The 17,030-nt window shown below is 48.6% G+C and carries 17 protein-coding genes; 8 read left to right on the top strand and 9 right to left on the bottom strand.

Features of this window, described 5'->3' with window-relative positions:
* Positions 1 to 170: 170 nt before the first annotated feature.
* From ACYU8Y_RS06525 to ACYU8Y_RS06515, 3 genes are all read left to right on the top strand, one after another.
* A complete protein-coding gene (locus ACYU8Y_RS06525; RefSeq protein ID WP_460935410.1) occupies positions 171 to 1,430 on the top strand; it encodes an anthranilate phosphoribosyltransferase in 1,260 nt (419 codons plus the stop codon).
* Positions 1,431 to 1,559: 129 nt separating this feature from the next.
* The gene (gene lhgO / locus ACYU8Y_RS06520) at positions 1,560 to 2,756 is read left to right on the top strand and encodes an L-2-hydroxyglutarate oxidase (RefSeq protein WP_460935408.1); all 1,197 of its coding nucleotides are present in this window, start codon (positions 1,560 to 1,562) and stop codon (positions 2,754 to 2,756) included.
* Positions 2,757 to 2,835: 79 nt separating this feature from the next.
* Positions 2,836 to 3,342: a Dps family protein gene (locus ACYU8Y_RS06515; protein WP_460935406.1), complete on the top strand. Its 507-nt coding sequence runs from the start codon at positions 2,836 to 2,838 to the stop codon at positions 3,340 to 3,342.
* A 154-nt stretch (positions 3,343 to 3,496) separates the two neighbouring features.
* Here ACYU8Y_RS06515 and serS read toward each other — a convergent pair whose 3' ends face one another.
* The 7 genes from serS to ACYU8Y_RS06480 all read right to left on the bottom strand — a co-directional run bounded on the left by serS (position 3,497) and on the right by ACYU8Y_RS06480 (position 8,582).
* Positions 3,497 to 4,768 carry a serine--tRNA ligase gene (gene serS / locus ACYU8Y_RS06510; protein ID WP_460935404.1) on the bottom strand — a complete coding sequence of 424 codons (1,272 nt, stop codon included), beginning with the start codon at positions 4,766 to 4,768 and terminating at the stop codon, positions 3,497 to 3,499.
* Between the two features lies 1 nt (position 4,769).
* Positions 4,770 to 5,159, bottom strand: a complete 390-nt coding sequence (locus tag ACYU8Y_RS06505) for a HEPN domain-containing protein (RefSeq protein WP_460935402.1) — start codon at positions 5,157 to 5,159, stop codon at positions 4,770 to 4,772.
* Entirely contained in the window at positions 5,156 to 5,464 is a 309-nt protein-coding gene (locus ACYU8Y_RS06500) for a nucleotidyltransferase domain-containing protein (RefSeq protein ID WP_460935400.1), read from the bottom strand. Before ACYU8Y_RS06500 ends, ACYU8Y_RS06505 begins: the two co-directional genes overlap by 4 nt.
* A gap of 46 nt (positions 5,465 to 5,510) precedes the next feature.
* On the bottom strand, positions 5,511 to 6,836 hold the full coding sequence (locus ACYU8Y_RS06495) for an aspartate kinase (RefSeq protein WP_460935398.1): 1,326 nt from the start codon (positions 6,834 to 6,836) through the stop codon (positions 5,511 to 5,513).
* Positions 6,837 to 6,927: 91 nt separating this feature from the next.
* Entirely contained in the window at positions 6,928 to 7,428 is a 501-nt protein-coding gene (ribH, locus tag ACYU8Y_RS06490) for a 6,7-dimethyl-8-ribityllumazine synthase (protein WP_460935396.1), read from the bottom strand.
* Positions 7,429 to 7,576: 148 nt separating this feature from the next.
* Positions 7,577 to 8,272, bottom strand: a complete 696-nt coding sequence (locus tag ACYU8Y_RS06485) for a tetratricopeptide repeat protein (protein WP_460935394.1) — start codon at positions 8,270 to 8,272, stop codon at positions 7,577 to 7,579.
* Positions 8,273 to 8,351: 79 nt separating this feature from the next.
* Positions 8,352 to 8,582, bottom strand: a complete 231-nt coding sequence (locus ACYU8Y_RS06480) for a DUF4926 domain-containing protein (RefSeq protein WP_460935392.1) — start codon at positions 8,580 to 8,582, stop codon at positions 8,352 to 8,354.
* 253 nt (positions 8,583 to 8,835) lie between these two features.
* Here ACYU8Y_RS06480 and ACYU8Y_RS06475 point away from each other — a divergent pair, with 253 nt between their 5' ends.
* Positions 8,836 to 11,217: a TonB-dependent receptor gene (locus ACYU8Y_RS06475; RefSeq protein WP_460935391.1), complete on the top strand. Its 2,382-nt coding sequence runs from the start codon at positions 8,836 to 8,838 to the stop codon at positions 11,215 to 11,217.
* Between the two features lie 39 nt (positions 11,218 to 11,256).
* Here ACYU8Y_RS06475 and ACYU8Y_RS06470 read toward each other — a convergent pair whose 3' ends face one another.
* The gene (locus tag ACYU8Y_RS06470) at positions 11,257 to 12,396 is read right to left on the bottom strand and encodes a cystathionine gamma-synthase (RefSeq protein ID WP_460935389.1); all 1,140 of its coding nucleotides are present in this window, start codon (positions 12,394 to 12,396) and stop codon (positions 11,257 to 11,259) included.
* An 86-nt stretch (positions 12,397 to 12,482) separates the two neighbouring features.
* On the opposite strand from ACYU8Y_RS06470, the gene ACYU8Y_RS06465 reads away from it, so the two are divergent.
* Complete coding sequence (locus ACYU8Y_RS06465; RefSeq protein ID WP_460935387.1) at positions 12,483 to 13,154, top strand: TVP38/TMEM64 family protein; 672 nt, start codon at positions 12,483 to 12,485, stop codon at positions 13,152 to 13,154.
* A gap of 33 nt (positions 13,155 to 13,187) precedes the next feature.
* Here the strand turns inward: ACYU8Y_RS06465 and ACYU8Y_RS06460 are convergent, their stop codons facing one another.
* Positions 13,188 to 13,988 (bottom strand): alpha/beta hydrolase, encoded by an 801-nt coding sequence (locus ACYU8Y_RS06460; RefSeq protein WP_460935385.1) that lies wholly within the window; start codon positions 13,986 to 13,988, stop codon positions 13,188 to 13,190.
* Positions 13,989 to 14,063: 75 nt separating this feature from the next.
* Here ACYU8Y_RS06460 and ACYU8Y_RS06455 point away from each other — a divergent pair, with 75 nt between their 5' ends.
* The 3 genes from ACYU8Y_RS06455 (at position 14,064) to ACYU8Y_RS06445 (ending at position 16,964) form a co-directional block, all read left to right on the top strand.
* Complete coding sequence (locus tag ACYU8Y_RS06455; RefSeq protein ID WP_460935552.1) at positions 14,064 to 14,519, top strand: MaoC family dehydratase; 456 nt, start codon at positions 14,064 to 14,066, stop codon at positions 14,517 to 14,519.
* A gap of 176 nt (positions 14,520 to 14,695) precedes the next feature.
* The gene (locus ACYU8Y_RS06450; protein WP_460935383.1) at positions 14,696 to 15,865 is read left to right on the top strand and encodes an acyl-CoA dehydrogenase; all 1,170 of its coding nucleotides are present in this window, start codon (positions 14,696 to 14,698) and stop codon (positions 15,863 to 15,865) included.
* Positions 15,866 to 16,037: 172 nt separating this feature from the next.
* Positions 16,038 to 16,964 (top strand): AraC family transcriptional regulator, encoded by a 927-nt coding sequence (locus ACYU8Y_RS06445; RefSeq protein ID WP_460935381.1) that lies wholly within the window; start codon positions 16,038 to 16,040, stop codon positions 16,962 to 16,964.
* Positions 16,965 to 17,030: the final 66 nt, after the last annotated feature.

Raw genomic sequence — 17,030 nt, 5'->3', positions numbered from 1 at the left:
ACGACCTCTGAAATAGAATTGGACAACACCAGTACGAGAAGAGATTAAACCTATAAATGAGTTGAATAAAAGTCTAATGCCATGATTTAAGCGGAATTAGCCCTTAGGAAGTGGGGCTTTTTTACTTACTTTACCTATCTTCCTATTCATCAGTTAAACCAGTTAGTCTTATGGTTCTGGACGTACCTGCCGCTAGTACCGCGCTCGGCCGTGGTATCAAACACATTGGTATCGGTAAGTATGGCAGCAAGCCGCTTACGCCCGAACTGCTGGCTGAGTGCCGTGTTGCGCTGGCTGATCCAAATGCCCATCCGCTGCAGCGGGGGGCTTTTCTGGGCGCACTGCTGGCTAAAGGACCCACGCCGGAAGAACGAACGCTGGAAGAGATAATCGGAAAAGGAGCTTTCTCACACCCCACTTTTCTGATCAATAAAATCTGCCCTGATTTGCCCGAAGGAATGCTTCATATCGCGACGAAATTAGTGCGTGGCGCTAATTTACAGGTGGCCGAAGCAGAGCAGTTGGGCGATTATCTTTTTGGCGATGGTATCTGCGAGACGTTTCGGGGACTAGCGGCCAGCATCATGCGGGTGCGGCACGAAACAAATGAAGAATACCAGGGACTCATGCGGGCTGCCGAACGGACATTCTCGCCTGGTTTCGGTCCTATGAGTTGTGCTGACCGGCCGTTGGTGCAAATTGCCGAACCCTTCGATGGTGTTGAACACAGTTACCTGATCACGCCCCTGCTGGCGCAGTTTTTCCAGAAACGAGGTTATGGCGCTATTTCCATGGTTGGTCGGTCCGGCGGCCCTAAATTCACACTCAACGCCCTCGATTTATACATGAATCTTGGTTGTCGCTTTCTACAAAGTAACCACGAGTTCGATACGCCCCTGGCCTCGTATGGTTGGGTACTCGACCAGAAAGCACTCTCTCCGGCGCTCAATCGCTGGGTAGAACGGCGCCATGTGATCATAAAACGACCGTTCCTGGCTACGCTCGAGAAAGTTTTGAATCCCTGCCACGCCCAGATTCTGGTAACGTCGGTGTTTCACATTACCTATCAGATGAAAATGGCCGAGCTGGCGATGCTGGCCGGGTACGACGCCGTTATTGTGCTGAAACGTGGTTTGGAAGGAACGCTGGCTCCATCCACAAGCCGGGCAACGGGTATCTTGTGCGCCGTCCGGACGGCGCAAGGGCATTTGTTTTTTCAGCATTTTGAGGGTGATGCGCCTGCCTTCGCGACTTATCGGACAGAAACAGAGCCTGAGTATGAGCAACCTCAGGCGCTCGACAATGCCCGTCTTGTTCGGCAATTCATGACCGAGGGCCAAACGGCGAATAGCGACTTCGATAACCGGGTTCATTTTGCCCATGCACTTTATGGTAGGGGGCTGGATTGGATTGAAGGCCAGTTGCGGTAATGACTGATTAGCGCGAAAACTGTACCTTTGCTCTTCAACTAGTTGGCAGCAAATGTATTCGACAGCATCTTGCTATCGGGGCTGCCGAACGTAGGTACCATCGACAGTAAGATGCTGTCGAATACATGTATGACAGACGTAGTAATCATTGGCGGAGGAATCGTAGGGTTAGCCACCGCGCTTCAGTTAAAGCAGCAACGACCCGCTCTGAAGGTTATTCTGATTGAAAAAGAGGCTTCCGTCGCCCGTCACCAAACGGGACACAACAGCGGGGTCATTCACTCGGGCCTGTATTATAAACCCGGTAGTCTCAAAGCCACAAACTGTATACGGGGCTACCACATGCTCATCGACTTCTGCAAGGCGGAAGGTATCCCGTACGATCTTTGCGGGAAAATTGTCGTAGCAACCAAACCCGAAGAACTTCCTCAATTGGACATCCTGTATGAACGGGGCCAGCTTAACGGGCTTGGCGGATTGAAGAAACTTACGCTGGCTCAACTGCGCGAAATCGAGCCGCATGTGACAGGCGTTGCGGGTATGTTCGTGCCACAGACAGGAATTGTAGATTATAAAGAAGTATCCGATAAATACGCCCAGAAGTTTCTATCCATTGGGGGCGAAATACGGCTTAGTGAACGGGTTGAGCAGGTAACGCCGGGAACGAGTCTGAGTATTGTGGTCACCAACAAAGACCGCTACGAAGCTAAACTGGTCGTTAACTGTGCAGGTTTGTATTCCGATAAAATTGCTCAGCTAACCCAGCGTGAAGCCGTCGATGTTCGGATTGTACCGTTCCGGGGTGAATATTTTAAAATTAAAGCGGAGAAGGAGTACCTCGTTAAAAACCTCATTTATCCGGTTCCAGACCCGAACTTTCCATTTCTGGGGGTTCACTTCACCCGCATGATTCATGGGGGCGTAGAGGCTGGCCCTAATGCCGTGCTGGCCTTTCAACGCGAAGGGTACACGAAGTCGGATATTAATTTGAAAGAAATGTATGAAACGCTCTCGTGGCCTGGGTTTCAGAAGGTAGCTGCTAAGTACTGGCAAACGGGGTTAGGTGAAATGTACCGTTCGTTCTCAAAGGCGGCTTTTACCAAAGCGTTACAGGCGCTGATTCCCGAAGTACAGGAGTCTGATCTGGAGCCGGGGGGCGCGGGCGTACGGGCGCAGGCCTGCGATCGAACGGGTGGCTTGCTGGATGACTTCGCTATTCTGGAGACCGATAAAGCGATCAACGTTGTCAATGCCCCGTCGCCGGCCGCCACGTCTTCATTGTCGATTGGTAAAACCGTTTCGGAGAAAGTACTCGCCCGATTTTAAGCCATATTTAACAAACAAAATCAGAGACATAGGGTTTTTTAAGGGAATGAGCTTTTACACGTTCTAACTGATCAACCCTATGAAAGCCGACAATCAAATTGACGTATTAGATACTCCCTCTGATCTTAAAGATAAAGGTATACAGAAGGTGGCTGAGGCTGTTAATGGCCTCGTAGCTGATGCCTTTGCGCTGTACATCAAAACGAAAAATTACCACTGGCATATGTCCGGTCGCCATTTCCGCGACTATCATTTGCTTCTGGATGAGCAGGCCGACCAGATTTTTGCAACCATTGATCCACTCGCCGAACGTGTCCGTAAACTGGGCGAAAACACGATCCGATCTGTAGCACACATTGCGCAACTGCAGCGGGTGAAGGACAATGACGAAGATTTCGTTGCACCAAAAGACATGCTGGTGGATTTGATGAACGAGAATAAGAAGATGGCGAAAAGCATGCGCGATGCTCACAAGATAGCCGATGATGCCGAAGACGTAGCGACCGCCAGTTTGCTCGAAGTGTATATTGACGAAACCGAACGACGCACTTGGTTCCTGTTCGAAACGACAAGAGACTTGAATTGATAATCATTGTTGTTTACAACAAAGGGGCTGAATTCTCTGGAGAATTCAGCCCCTTTGTGTTTGGTCATCCTGGCGGAAGAAGGATGTTGCATCCCATAGCGCTCCAGACGGCTGGCCTAAGATCCTTTCTGAGACAGGATCACAAGATCAATACTTAATTAATCGTATCGAATCCACAGTAAGGAATCAGCACTTTGGGGATCCGGATGCCTTCCGGCGTCTGATTATTTTCCAGAATAGAGGCCAAAATACGCGGCAGCGCGAGTGCTGAACCGTTTAGCGTATGTAAGAGGCTCATTTTACCCTCTAGCTTACTCCGCAGCTTAAGCCGATTTGCCTGGTAGGTCTCAAAATTAGAAACGGAGCTAACTTCGAGCCAGCGCTCCTGAGCCGCTGACCACACTTCCATGTCATATGTTAGGGCTGAGGTAAAGCCCATGTCGCCCCCGCAAAGCCGCAGAACCCGGTAAGGGAGTTCCAGCTTTTGCAACAGCGATTGCACATGCAGGCTCATTTCCTCCAAAGCTGCATAGGAGTTTTCTGGTTTTTCGATTCGAACGATTTCAACCTTATCGAACTGGTGCAATCGATTTAGTCCCCGAACGTGCGCACCCCACGAACCGGCTTCCCGCCGAAAACAGGGCGTGTAGCCTACATTCTTAACGGGTAACTGATTTTCGGGCAGAATCACATCGCGGTAGATGTTCGTAATGGGTACTTCGGCCGTTGGGATCAGATACAGTTTGTCTTCGGTAGCAAAGTACATTTGGCCTTCCTTATCCGGAAGTTGCCCCGTCCCAAAGCCCGAATCCTCGTTGACCAGAACAGGTGGCTGTATTTCAAAATAACCCGCGTTGAGCGCTTCGTCAAGGAAAAAGTTGATCAACGCCCGCTGAATACGAGCTCCTTTTCCCCGGTACACCGGAAAGCCAGCCCCCGCAATTTTAACGCCCAATTCGAAGTCGATAATCTCGTACTTCTTAATCAACTCCCAATGGGGTTGAGCGGCCTTGTGGAGGGTAGGCTTCTCGCCGTGTTCCAGCACAACTTCATTATCCTCGGCACTGCGTCCGGCTGGAACGCTGCTGTGGGGAATATTGGGAATTGTAACAAGAATCGCCTGCAAATCAGCTTCTACCTGACGGAGAGCATCGGCGAGATCTTTCGAACGGGCTTTTAACTCAGCCGTTTCGGCCTTAGCCGTCTCAGCTGCTGTCTTATCCCCGGCTTTCATCAGGGCCCCGATCTGACTTGCTTTCGTGTTGGATTGCGCCAGCACGTCGTCAAGTTCACGTTGGGTATCGCGCCGTTTCTGGTCGAGCGCCAGCACGTCATTGACTAGCGTTTCAGCATTGGCCACGTTTCGTTTTCCAAGGCCCGCTAGCACGGTGTCTTTATTCTCACGGATAAAATTGAGTTGCAGCATACTAGTGGTTAATCAGACGTTTAATGACGTCAATAAATTCTTCGGTTTGAGGTAGTAAAGGGAGAATATCATCTTCTTCGAACGTGGAGAATGCCGCATAGTCACTTTCATGTCGAGCATCAGACAAACGTGTATATAATTTTCCCCAGGTTGGTTCGACTTTACCAGCCTTGATAAAATGTAATTCGAACATCGCTTTAGCGCCCGAATGAGACTTGATTCGAATGTCTGTCTGAGTCATTAAGGCTGATACGGCCTGATAGACGGCATAGTAAAGCCGGTTAGCTGCCCCGAACCAATCTTTATCTTCAATTAGCCTTCGGGCTGTTTCAAGCGTCATATCGGCACGTTCAAGGCGATATGCAACCAAGTCAGCTTTTGTACCACTCATAGTCGAATGCCCTCATCCATTACGTTTGCGTACAGATCGGTAACCTCAAAACGACTTCGTTCCCGTTTCGGCCAGACAATGGTGCTAATCATGCGACCTGTCTGGAGTTCAATATCAAATAAATGGTCAGAAAACTGCCACCTCCTCCCACCCGACAGGTCGTTAGTTGTCAGGACCAGAAAATCCCAGTCAGAGTCGTCACGAGCATCGCCCCGTGCCCTTGATCCGAACAGCCACACTTCTGCTTGAGGATCAATTTCATATACGTGCCGCTTCACTTCTTGTAGAAATTGTTCGTCGGTCATAGTTGAACGCAGATATAGACCTGTAACGCATATAAATTTTACGAAGCTACGCCGAAAACAGACCGTCGTTCAGGGCGTTCAGCGCTTCGGCTTTGTAACGGCCATGAACGAGTAAGGATAGATTGCTTTCGGTTCCACCGTAGGAGATCATCCGAATGGGGATGTTTTTCATTGCGTTGAATACCCGAACGGCTACTCCTTCATTGTCAGCACTAAAGTTGCCGACAATACAGATAATTGTTTGATCGTGATCCGGTTCTTCGAGCGTGCAGAACGTATTTAACTCATCTGTAATCTCCTGAAGGTGCTCTGTGTTATCAATCGTCACCGATACCGATACCTCGGAAGTCGCCAGCATATCGACCGGCGTTTTATATTTCTCGAAGATTTCAAATATACGGCGTAAAAATCCATAAGCATTCAGCATACGGGTCGAGTGGATGTAGAGCGCTGTGATACCGTCTTTGGCCGCTATCGCCTTGAATACTTCGCTTGAGGTACGGTCGGCAATGAGCGTGCCGGGGGCGACCGGGTCCATTGTGTTTTTCAACCGCACAGGAACACCAAACATGCGGGCAGGCGTAATCGTCGACGGATGCAGAATTTTTGCGCCAAAATAAGCCAGTTCAGCGGCCTCATCGAATGTCAGCTCACGAACGGGAAACGTATTTTTAACAATACGAGGGTCGTTGTTGTGCATTCCGTCGATGTCCGTCCAAATCTGAATTTCTTCCGCCCGAATGGCCCCGCCAATCAGGGAAGCTGTATAGTCTGAACCGCCCCGTTTGAGGTTATCGACCTCGCCCCGTGGGTTTCGGCAAATGAAACCCTGCGTAACAATAATCTGCTTATCAGTGTGAAGGGGCAGTATGTCAGCCAGTTTCTGCTCGGTATACTGGATTTCTGGTTCATTGTCCGCGTCGATCCGCATGAACTCCAGAGCAGGCAACAGCGCCGAACGAACCCCTTCTTCGGTCAGATACGCCTGAAAAATCTGGGTACTCAGCAGTTCGCCTTCGGCGACCAGTTCTTTTTCCTGTTTGAGCGTAAATGGCTTAATGCCCGTCAGCGACCGGATAAACGAAAACTCACTATCCACAATTTGCTGGCCTGCTGATTTTCCGTCGGCTGTTTTATAAAGTTCGTCGAGAAATTCGTCGTAATGGGCCTTCAGCGTATCAATTTTTGCGTTGGCATCAGCGTCATCATTTGCCTTTAGCGATTCGCCAATGGCTAACAAAGCGTTGGTGGTGCCAGACAAGGCCGATAGAACGACGATTTTGCGGGTATCGTCACTAGTAATCAGGGTACGGATGGAGTGCATACGCTCGGGCTTCCCGACCGATGTGCCACCAAATTTCCAGACGTGCATGGTGAATTTTGAATGGTTGAATGAGTGAGTGAATGATTGATTGAAGGGCACGAGGAATTATTCAATCAATCATTCACTCACTCATTCAAAATTAGAATTTACTATATACCTGTTGCTGTAAGCCGAGCATTTTGATGGCTGTAATAGCCGCTTCGTCACCTTTGTTGCCATGTTTGCCGCCCGCCCGATCAAGAGCCTGCTGCTGATCATTGGGCGTCAGAACGCCGAAAATGACAGGTTTACTGGTCTTCAAGCTGACATTGGTTAGCCCCTGGGCAACGGCATGATTGATGTAATCATTGTGTTTGGTTTCCCCTTGAATGACGCAGCCAAGCGCAATGATAGCATCGATGTCATCTCGTTGGGCAAACCATTGAGAAGCCAGACTCAATTCGTAACTACCCGGCACATTGCCCCGAATAATGTTCTCGGCCTTCGCGCCGTAGTGAAGCAGCGTTTTGTAGGCTCCTTCAAAGAGGGCTTCGGTCACTTCGGTGTTCCATTCCGAAACCAATATGCCAAACCGTCGATCGCTTATGTCAGGTAATTCGTCTGTCGAAAAGACGCTGAGGTTTTTTAAGTCTGATGCCATTAGCGTTACACCGGCAACCCGGCAGAGTTTGGTTAATTTGACTAATTCTCTTGATTGTGATACCCAACGCAGAGCGCTTCGGGTTAACAAAAAAAGGACAAAACCGGGTCGGCTCTGTCCTTTGCTGTATTGATTTGTTCAAGTACGCTTACGACTCACCGACCATTGCTTCAAGTACGGATTTGTACTTCTTCGCATTGCCTACTTCGGCGGATTGACTGTACTTTTCAATAATTTCGTTATAAGCCTCGATGGCTTTATCATTCTGTTTCGCTTGCTCGTAAGCAACGGCTAACTTCATCAGATAACCGGGCGTAAAGAACTTATTCGACTTATAATCAGCCGCTTTACGGTAGTAATCAGCTGCTTCGTCGAAGCTTTTCTTTTCCATGTAAGCATCGCCAATAAGTACATAGGCGCGGCCCTGAACCAATAGGTCCGATGAACTGAAGCTTTTCAGGTGATCGATCGCTTCGTCATATTTGCCCTCTTTCAGCAAACCAACGCCAGCATAAAACTCAGCCAGATTACCGCTTGGCGTAGCACCATAATTGTCGGCAATTGACAACAGACCAGGGCTTTTACCGTCACCATTCAGCGCTTTCTTCAGCGAATCAGCTTCCAGTTGGTAAACAGACGGGAACATTTCTACCTGTGCCGTTTCATCCTGTGTGCTTACATAATACCGATAGCCGAAAAAACCGACAACCAGCAGGACGATACCACCAAGAATGCCCAGAACAATATTTTTGTTCTGTTGGAAATAATCACCAACGTCTTCTAACCTTCCTTCTAATGCGTCCGGGTCTTCTAAAAAGTCCAGGCCTGGATTCTTCTTGCTCATGCTTTTGCAATTTGGAGTGCAAAATTAGGAATATTTACAATCACGGAAAAGGGTATGCCTCAAAAGTTTACGATTCATTTTATTCCTGAAGTGTCATATCCCGTACTGCCAGCACTTCCGACGACCGAACAGGCCTGATTTGATGCGCTAAAAGTGTCTCGATGGCGATAGCTTCGCCGGTCAATGTTACGAATTCTACTTCGAAGGCTTGTCCATCGTTATATACGGTTAAAATTGTGCCAACATCACCAATTTTTAAGCGGCCCCCGGCTATATCTTCCTGTAATACAACTAAATCAAACTCATTCATACAACAATACACTGGTTCAAAAACAAAAACGACTGATGGCGAAATCTTGTTTTGTTAAAATTGAGTTAACTTCGCCCCGCTAATCTTCTAAGGGGTGCCCCAACCTAACGGGCTGAGATTATACCCATTGAACCTGCGCGGATAATGCCGCGAAGGGAAATGAATTCACAGATCGTTTCTGTGAATGTTTACAAAAATCATACCTAACAAAAGGTAGGTTTGGCCCCTTGCCTATCGTCAAGCTTTTTTCGTTATGAAAAAAACGACGGTCTACTACTCTTTTTTCGTAGCCTTACTGTGGCTATCAGCACGGCCCGCCTGGGCGCAACATACTATTTCGGGTACAGTCAGCGATGCTGACGGCGGTCCATTACCCGGTGCTGCCATAGTGGTAGAAGGTACGTACAAAGGCACTTTCACCGATGCCAGGGGTGCTTTTCAGCTCACTAGCCTCAAGCCTGCGTCTACATCTTTACAGATTTCTATGCTGGGCTACGAGACTCAACGACAGGTGGTTGATCCCTCTCAAAACGATGTACTTACGATAAAATTATCAAAAACAGCCGTAGCCGTCGATGAAGTAGTTGTAAGTGCAACCCGAGCCAACCAGAAATCGGCCATTGCGTATACGGATGTCACGCGCCGGGAGTTGAACAAACTCAACCTGGGTCAGGACATTCCGCAACTGCTAAATTTCACGCCCTCGATCGTTACCACCTCCGATGCCGGAGCGGGGGTTGGCTACACCGGAATTCGTATTCGCGGGTCTGATGCCACACGGGTCAATGTGACGCTCAACGGTATTCCATACAATGATGCCGAGTCACAGGGAACGTTTTTCGTCAACATGCCGGATTTTGCTTCTTCCGTTAGTTCCATTCAGATTCAGCGGGGAGTGGGTACATCGACTAACGGGGCCGGGGCATTTGGCGCATCGGTTAATATTCAAACTAACAAACTGGAAGAAAAACCCTACGCTGAAGTAAACCTGTCGGGTGGCTCATTCGGAACGCGTAAAGTAAATGTATTGGCCGGAACGGGTCTGCTGAATAACCACTTTGTGCTGGACGCCCGCCTGTCGAAAATTTATTCCGATGGCTACATTGATCGGGCGTTCTCCGATCTGAAGTCATTTTACCTCTCCGGAGGCTATTACACCAAAAAGAGTTTCTTTCGATTTAATGTGTTTTCGGGCCAGGAAAAAACGTATCAGGCCTGGAACGGGGTGCCGGAGAACTTGCTGAAAACGAATCGAACGTACAACTCATTTACCTACGATAACCAGACCGATAATTACCAGCAGGATAATTATCAATTGATTAGCTCCCATGAACTGAGCAAAAACTGGCGGGCCAACTTGTCCTTCTTTTACACAAAAGGGAAAGGCTATTACGAAGAATTTAGAACGGCTGATAAATTCAGTAACTACGGCCTGCCTGACGTTGTCATCGGTGATTCGACAATTCGCCAGACGGATTTGATTCGGCGACTTTGGCTGGACAACGATTTTTATGGTGGCGTTTTTTCGTTCGATTACAACAGCTTTGGGAAACTGACGGCTAACATTGGTGGTGGCTGGAATCAGTATAAGGGCATCCATTACGGCGAAATTATCTGGTCGCGGGTAGCAGGGAATACAAATATTCGTGACCGATATTATCAGGACGATGCGACCAAACGTGATTTGAACTTGTACGCCAAAGCGTTCTACCAGTTTACGCCACAACTCAATGCGTTTGTCGATGCGCAGATTCGCACCATCGACTATTCGTTTCTGGGATTCAATAGTCAGCTACAGAACGTCCAGCAGGACGCTAAATTAACGTTCTTCAATCCGAAGGCTGGGTTTACCTACACCATCAACGACCACAGCACCGTTTATGCATCCGTGGGGGTAGGCCAGCGCGAACCCAACCGAAATGATTATACGCAATCGACGCCCGAGAGTAGGCCGAAGTCGGAGAAGTTAATCGACTACGAAGCGGGTTATAAAGTACAGGCTGAGAACCTGGCATTTACCGCCAATGCCTACTTCATGAACTACACAAATCAGCTGGTCTTATCGGGGCAGTTGAATGATGTGGGCGCCTACAATCGGGTAAATATTCCGTCGAGTTACCGGGCTGGTATCGAACTCGAAGCCGGAGCACGGTTGGCTAAACAACTTCGCTGGAATGTCAACGCGACGCTCAGCCGGAACCGGGTCAAAAACTTCACGGAGTATTTAGACAATTTCGACAATGGCCAGCAGGAAAGTAGGCAATACGGCCAGACCGACATTTCGTTTTCGCCGAATGTGATTGCCGGGTCTCAGCTATTGTTTACGCCCGCTAAAGGGCTGGAACTGGGGCTTTTGTCGAAGTATGTGGGTAAGCAATACCTGGATAACACATCGCACGAAAACCGTAGATTGAATTCGTATTTCACAAACGACATTCGGGTTATTTACACCGTAAAGCCCAAGTTCGCACAGGAAATTGCGTTTACGTTACTGTTCAACAACGTGCTCAATGAATTGTATGAGTCCAACGGCTATACGTATGCTTACATTACGGAAGGCAAAGTGGCGGCCGATAACGGCTATTATCCGCAAGCGGGTCGGAATTTTCTGGCGGGTGTGCGGATTCGTTTTTGATGTTTTGATGGCGCAAGGTCAGAACCTTGCGCCATCTTTCTAACCAATTGCCTGCTCTAGATCCTGAATCAAATCCTCTACATCCTCAATGCCGACACTGAGCCGAATGAGCGTGTCCTTGAGGCCATTCTTGATCCGCTCTTCTTTGGGAATACTGGCATGTGTCATGCTGGCCGGGTGCGTACAGAGCGATTCGACGCCCCCCAGCGATTCGCCCAGCGAAAACACCTCGAAACTCTCCATAACCCGAACGGCTTCGGGCATCGAATCACCTTTCAGCTCGAATGAGAGCATGCCACCAAAGCCGCGCATTTGCTGTTTGGCTAACGCATGACCAGCGTGCGACTCCAAACCTGGATAATGAACCTGACTTACTTTAGGGTGTTGTTGCAGGTACTCCGCTACTTTCTGGGCGTTTTCGCAGTGCCGCTGCATCCGGATGTGCAGGGTTTTAATGCCACGTAACACCAGAAAGCAATCCTGTGGACCAGGTACGGCTCCGCAGGCGTTTTGAATGAAGGCCAAACGCTGGGCTGTTTCATCGTCATTCAGGACAATAGCGCCCATGACGGTATCGGAGTGACCGCCGAGGTATTTGGTAACGGAGTGCATGACCATGTCGGCCCCTAAATCGAGCGGATTTTGCAAATAGGGCGAGGCAAAGGTGTTATCAACAACGAGTTGAAGATTATGCTGTTTGGTAATGGCCGAAATGGCGGCAATATCAACCAGACGCAACAAGGGATTCGTGGGCGTCTCAATCCAGACCATCTTTGTGGCAGGCGTAATGGCTGCTTTCAGTTTCGTCGCATCAGATAAATCGACAAAGTTGAACTTCAGCCCGAAATTCTGATAAACCCGCACCATGATCCGGTAAGTGCCACCATACAGGTCATTACTGGCAATAATCTCGTCGCCGGGTTTAAACAGTTTCAGGATCGCATCTGTTGCGCCCAGTCCCGACGAGTAACAAATACCGTGCTTGCCGTTTTCGAGGGCAGCAAGGTTATTTTGCAGCACTGTTCGGGTGGGATTCTGGGTTCGGGCATACTCGTACCCTTTATGCTTACCGGGCGACTCCTGAACGTAGGTCGATGTTTGATAAATAGGCGTCATAATGGCGCCCGTTGTGGGGTCCGGCTCAACACCGGCATGGATGGCTTTGGTTCCGAATTTCATACTCAAATGTAACGAAGATTATAACGTTGCGTAGTACGCTGTAAGACTAGTCAAACCACAAGCGCCTTTTACCTGTTTGATAGAGTGTGAAGTTCGCCATTCCTAAATCGCTTACCGGACCGGCCCTTGCAGGCCTTGCGCTGTCGGTAACACCCATCGTTTTTACCTCCCTGCTGACCTACTACGCGGTAGTTCATGAGGCTACTATTGCCAGCTTTACGGCCTGGCAGTGGGCGATTATTACGATCGTTTGTTCCATCACCTCCGCTGGCCTTACTCCGCCCACAATGCTGGCTCTGATTTTTGGCTACTTTCTGGGCTGGAATGCGGTTCTACCCCTTTTTGTGATCAACTTTGGCGGTATTCTTTTTATCAATCTACTTGTTCGCTGGCTCGACCACGACCGGTTTCTGGCTTTTCTAAGCCGAAACCCCAAGGCACAATCCGTGCTGGACCGTATTTTAAACAATGAGCTGGAGGTTATCTTCTTCGCCAAATTATCGCCCATTCTCCCCTTTGGCCTAACCAATTTGCTCTTCGCGTTGTCAGGAGCAAAGCTGAAAAATATTATACTGGGTGGTTTTCTGGGAATGACGCCCCGCACTCTGATCGCAATCTGGTCTGGCCATGAGGCCCGTGAAATTAAAGCGCTGCTGGAAAATCCGAATCAAAGTAGCTGGACGCAAATCGTTATTATTGGCTTAATCGTCGTCTCCATTGCCGGACTCTGGCAAGTTATTCAACGATCTCTCAAATAATGCAGGCCGGTTCTGGATTGGGTCGGTTGCCGATCAGAGCTGTTCTGCCATCAACTCGATCAACCGATTGTGCCCCGTTTTTAACACCGTTAACTCATAGTGTCGCAGTTGTTTTGTAAGCGGTAAGATAGACGATCCGGGTACAATTCGGTCGAAGGCTCCGGTAAAGAAACGAATTCGCATGCGTCTGTTATTCAAAAGATTAGCCAGCGTTCGTTTGTCTGAACGAATTTGGCGGAATTGAGTCCAGCTTTTATAAACCAGCGTACGTTGTTCGGGCGTGGCCAGGGCAATCTCAGCAAACCGCATGACCGTCCGGTTGAGTAAACCTAACGTAGTAAGTGTATGGCCCAGGCTGGTGAGTAGCGATAAATGACGCAATGTATACCGAAAGAGCCAGCGCCCGAGCCGGGATGCGGTTGCCAGCCAATACCAGCGGTTGAACGTGATGCCATCAGGAGCGATCAACAGGAGTTGGTCCAGTCGATCCGGGAAGGCCTCCGCGGTTGCCAGCGCAAATCGCCCGCCCAGACTAAACCCCACTAGTGAAAACCGGTCAATGTCCTGCGCCCGTAAAAAGTGATCGATTAATTGGTACCAGTCGGGTTTGGTTAATGGGCTTGTTCCGGTGTATCGGCTGTTGCCATGAAAAAATAGATCGATCGAATACAACGTGAATCGGTTGCCTATGGCTGTTTCGAGAGAACTAAAGGCCGTATGGTCCTGCCCAAAGCCGTGAAACGCCAGCAATACGGCTGGTCCGTCACCAGACTTTCGGTACGTAATTTGGCTATCTTCAAACGAAAATTCGTTGATGCTGTCGGCTTTTTGCATACATAACTTATTAAGAATAAGGGCTACTGCGCCATTTCAGCCGATTGTTCTTATTTAGTATAAAATACCCTTATGATAAATACCTTCACTGATCTAGCGCATTTTTCAGCCCATGTCGGGCAGTCGCTTGGTGAGACAGATTACCTGACCATAACGCAGGAAATGGTCGGTCTTTTTGCTGAAGCCACCGGCGATCATCAGTGGATTCATACCGATGCGGATCGGGCTACGCGTGAATCGCCGTATAAATCGACCATCGCACATGGGTTCCTAACACTTTCGCTGGCCCCTAAATTACTGGCTGAACTCTACCGAATTGAGTCAGTGAAGATGGGCATTAATTACGGAGCTAACAAAATTCGGTTCACAAATGCCGTTCCGGTGGGCAGTCGTTTACGAATGAAAGCTCATTTACAGGAGGTCGAATCTCAACTTAACGGTGTCAGGGTTACCATTGGGTGTATATTTAGTTTGGAAGGTGTCGATAAACCAGCCTGCATTGCCGAACTAGTCATTCTTTTAGTTGAGTAAGCCGGTGGTATGCCTGCATACCAGTATCTTTTTTTACATTTACGTAAGTTGATAGAGCACAGGGCATAGATAGTACAACGGTGGGTAATACCTATCGGGTCTTTACTGTAGCCTGGAAAATATCAACGATTGTGTTCTACTTACTTCTCAACAAACGATAATCAAACACAATTCAGATGGCGACAGCAACGCTGGACTTACAGGGGTTGAATTTTAATTTGTCGGAGGAGCACCTAGCTGTTCAGGAAGCTGCCCGCGACTTTGCCCAGAATGAGTTACTGCCTGGTATTATCGAGCGCGACAACGAAGCTCGGTTTCCGGCTCAACAAGTCAAACGAATGGGCGAACTCGGCTTCTTAGGCATGATGGTCTCACCCGAGTATGGTGGGGGCGGTATGGACGCCGTTTCGTATGTCTTGGCGATGGAAGAGATTTCTAAAATTGATGCATCGGCTTCCGTTATCATGTCGGTTAACAACTCGCTGGTCTGCTTCGGTCTGGAAGCGTACGGGACCGAAGAGCAAAAGCAGAAATACCTGACGCGGCTGGCCACGGGCGAAACGCTGGGGGCCTTTTGCCTGTCGGAGCCCGAAGCGGGTTCTGATGCCACCTCCCAAGCGACAACTGCCGAAGATAAAGGGGACTACTACTTGGTCAACGGCACCAAAAACTGGATTACGAATGGTGGCTCGTCAGGCATTTGTCTGGTCATTGCCCAGACAGACCGCGAAAAAAAACACCGCGGAATCAACTGCCTGATCATTGAAAAAGGAACGCCTGGTTTCGTTGTCGGTAAGAAAGAGGATAAAATGGGTATACGGGCATCAGATACGCATTCACTTCTGTTTACAGATGTACAGGTGCCCAAAGAAAACCGCATTGGTGACGATGGTTTCGGCTTCAAGTTTGCTATGTCGACTCTCAATGGCGGGCGTATTGGCATTGCTGCTCAGGCGTTGGGTATTGCCGCCGGGGCGTACGAACTGGCACTGAAATACAGTCAGGAACGAAAAGCATTTGGTAAGCAAATCTTTGATCATCAGGCTATTCAGTTCAAACTAGCCGAAATGGCTACTAAAATTGAAGCCGCTCGCCTGCTGGTTTACAAAGCGGCCCGCCTGAAAGATGAGCGCAAAGACTATGTTCAGGCGGCTGCTATGGCTAAGCTGTTTGCCTCGGATGTAGCCATGTGGGCAACAACCGAAGCTGTACAGATTCACGGGGGCTACGGGTACGTGAAAGAATTTCACGTAGAACGGTTGATGCGGGATGCAAAAATTACTCAGATTTATGAAGGTACATCTGAAATACAAAAATTAGTTATAGCCCGCGAGCTCATCCGCTGAGTCTTTTCTTGGTAAAATAGAATTTTTCTAAAGGTGTAGTGCGTGTTCGATGCGAATACGCACTATTTTTTTATTATTTGGAAACTTTTATACTTGTATTAGTTTTGTACAAATTATTAGTTTTGTGCAACTTTACGCACGAACACAATCTAAGGATACGCACCTTTCGGCTATGGAAGACTATAATAAAATTATCGAATCGCTGGGCGTGAAGTTTATTAAGGCCCGCAACATTCGGATTTTGCAACCAATCACCATCAAAAATTTCTATGATGTTGAAAACACGCTGCTTATTTTATTCAACGGTGATGTCTCCATTGGCGATGAAAAAATAAAGGTAGAGGTGGGTGATATGCTGTTCATTCCGGGTGGCAAGCACGTTACGGTTACCTATGGCGACCCGACGAACCCTAAAATTGTCTCGAATGAAGAATTCATGACGCATCGGGAGTCTTACTGGGAAGGCAACCATGATCCTAAGTTGATTGGCCATCTGCCAAACTCCTTCGGGTATGTGTCCTTCGAAGCAAAAGTGTTCGACTCGGTCAACTTCTTCAACTCACTCGATGTACCGCCGTTTATCATTAAGCGAGAAGAACATCTGGCGACGACCATCGACCAGATTCTAGCCGAAGAAATGACGGATCTGGCCGGTAAAGGCCGGATTATCAAGATTAAAACGGAAGAGATCGTTATTGAGGTAGTTCGGTATATTCTGAAAAACCACCTGTTCGTTGAGCAACTCGTTACCAACAGCACCTACTTTAAAGACCCACGTCTGATCGACATCTTTGCCTACATCAAAGAAAACCTCGGTGGCGACCTGTCAAATAAAGTGCTGGCTAACGTAGCCAACGTATCGGAGGATTATGTCGGGCAGTATTTCAAAATGCTGACCGGCATCAACCCACAGGATTACATTGAATACCAACGGATGGAAGCGGCCGTTGGGTTACTACGGACAAGCAAAAAGAGCATTCGGGCCATTGGGGCCGAGGTTGGCTACAAGGATACGGCTTACTTCTGCCGCCGATTCAAAATGATGTTCGGTATTCCGGCCGGGAAAATGCGCCGTCGGGAGTCACTTATGAACGTCTAATCAGGCAGTAAACACGAAGTGGCTGACGTAGGCAAATTAACTTGCTTATTCGTCAGCCACTTCGTG

The sequence above is a fragment of the Spirosoma humi genome, from assembly GCF_054776575.1.
Note: the sequence above shows the minus strand (reverse complement) of the source record. Positions and strands in the feature narration are given on the sequence as shown.

What these genes read in the sequence shown, in the direction of transcription:
- ACYU8Y_RS06525 (WP_460935410.1), top strand. Translation starts at nt 171, where the DNA reads ATGGTTCTGGACGTACCTGCCGCTAGTACCGCGCTCGGCCGTGGTATC.
- lhgO (WP_460935408.1), top strand. Translation starts at nt 1,560, where the DNA reads ATGACAGACGTAGTAATCATTGGCGGAGGAATCGTAGGGTTAGCCACC.
- ACYU8Y_RS06515 (WP_460935406.1), top strand. Translation starts at nt 2,836, where the DNA reads ATGAAAGCCGACAATCAAATTGACGTATTAGATACTCCCTCTGATCTT.
- serS (WP_460935404.1), bottom strand. Translation starts at nt 4,768, where the DNA reads ATGCTGCAACTCAATTTTATCCGTGAGAATAAAGACACCGTGCTAGCG.
- ACYU8Y_RS06505 (WP_460935402.1), bottom strand. Translation starts at nt 5,159, where the DNA reads ATGAGTGGTACAAAAGCTGACTTGGTTGCATATCGCCTTGAACGTGCC.
- ACYU8Y_RS06500 (WP_460935400.1), bottom strand. Translation starts at nt 5,464, where the DNA reads ATGACCGACGAACAATTTCTACAAGAAGTGAAGCGGCACGTATATGAA.
- ACYU8Y_RS06495 (WP_460935398.1), bottom strand. Translation starts at nt 6,836, where the DNA reads ATGCACGTCTGGAAATTTGGTGGCACATCGGTCGGGAAGCCCGAGCGT.
- ribH (WP_460935396.1), bottom strand. Translation starts at nt 7,428, where the DNA reads ATGGCATCAGACTTAAAAAACCTCAGCGTCTTTTCGACAGACGAATTA.
- ACYU8Y_RS06485 (WP_460935394.1), bottom strand. Translation starts at nt 8,272, where the DNA reads ATGAGCAAGAAGAATCCAGGCCTGGACTTTTTAGAAGACCCGGACGCA.
- ACYU8Y_RS06480 (WP_460935392.1), bottom strand. Translation starts at nt 8,582, where the DNA reads ATGAATGAGTTTGATTTAGTTGTATTACAGGAAGATATAGCCGGGGGC.
- ACYU8Y_RS06475 (WP_460935391.1), top strand. Translation starts at nt 8,836, where the DNA reads ATGAAAAAAACGACGGTCTACTACTCTTTTTTCGTAGCCTTACTGTGG.
- ACYU8Y_RS06470 (WP_460935389.1), bottom strand. Translation starts at nt 12,396, where the DNA reads ATGAAATTCGGAACCAAAGCCATCCATGCCGGTGTTGAGCCGGACCCC.
- ACYU8Y_RS06460 (WP_460935385.1), bottom strand. Translation starts at nt 13,988, where the DNA reads ATGCAAAAAGCCGACAGCATCAACGAATTTTCGTTTGAAGATAGCCAA.
- ACYU8Y_RS06450 (WP_460935383.1), top strand. Translation starts at nt 14,696, where the DNA reads ATGGCGACAGCAACGCTGGACTTACAGGGGTTGAATTTTAATTTGTCG.
- ACYU8Y_RS06445 (WP_460935381.1), top strand. Translation starts at nt 16,038, where the DNA reads ATGGAAGACTATAATAAAATTATCGAATCGCTGGGCGTGAAGTTTATT.